The organism is Oleiphilus sp. HI0086, assembly GCF_001635225.1.
Genome location: NZ_LWFZ01000228.1, coordinates 1 through 666, shown reverse-complemented (window position 1 = coordinate 666; position 666 = coordinate 1). Strand labels below are relative to the sequence as shown.

1 protein-coding gene is annotated in these 666 nt (G+C 46.4%); it reads left to right on the top strand.

Features of this window, described 5'->3' with window-relative positions; genetic code table 11:
- The coding region (locus tag A3756_RS02970; RefSeq protein WP_156490224.1) for a DUF3348 family protein at positions 1-497 on the top strand (497 nt) is incomplete at its 5' end.
- Positions 498-666 lie beyond the last annotated feature (169 nt).

The window sequence follows — 666 nt, the reverse complement described above, 5'->3', positions numbered from 1 at the left end:
CAGATAAAAGTGTCGGCAGAATAAAGCTGCCTGAATGGGATGAAGCGTTTATTAGCGCTATGCGAGAAGGGCAAGTCGATGACAAGTTGCTAGCCAAAGCTGCTGAACCCTTCAGTAAGTTTTATCGTGCTCAGCAGTCTGATATGTCGGCTAAAGTGCAGGGCTTGAGAGTTTATATTAGTGAGGTGTTAGAGAAGCATTCACCAGAGCTTGCGAAGTTAGTGGTGCTCGATAAAGCTCTCGACGAAGCGTTAAGCGTCGCTGCTCGTAAACAGTTTTTATGCGTACCGACGCTACTCGCCACTTACTTTCGCGAGAGCTTTGAAAGGCCTGCCGGTAAAAATGCCGACCTGTTTGAAACGTGTGCCTTGGATGAGAATATTAAGGCCTTTCTAGCAGCTTTAAAGCGCTTGCTGATGGCAGAGCTGGAAGCGCGCTTGCAGCTCGTGCTGGGCTTGATAGAAGCATTAAATGAAACGGTGCAATCGGCAAACTGAGTGCATCGCTATGGACACAATTATGAAATTAGAGGTTACTAGTTGCTTATGAATAAGCTTCTTTTTGGGCTGGCATTTTTATTAGGCGCATTGGCTATCATCGGTATGAGCTGGGTATTCTTGGGTAGTGATACCTTGGCCTTGCTGATTACTGTCGTTATTGGTGTGG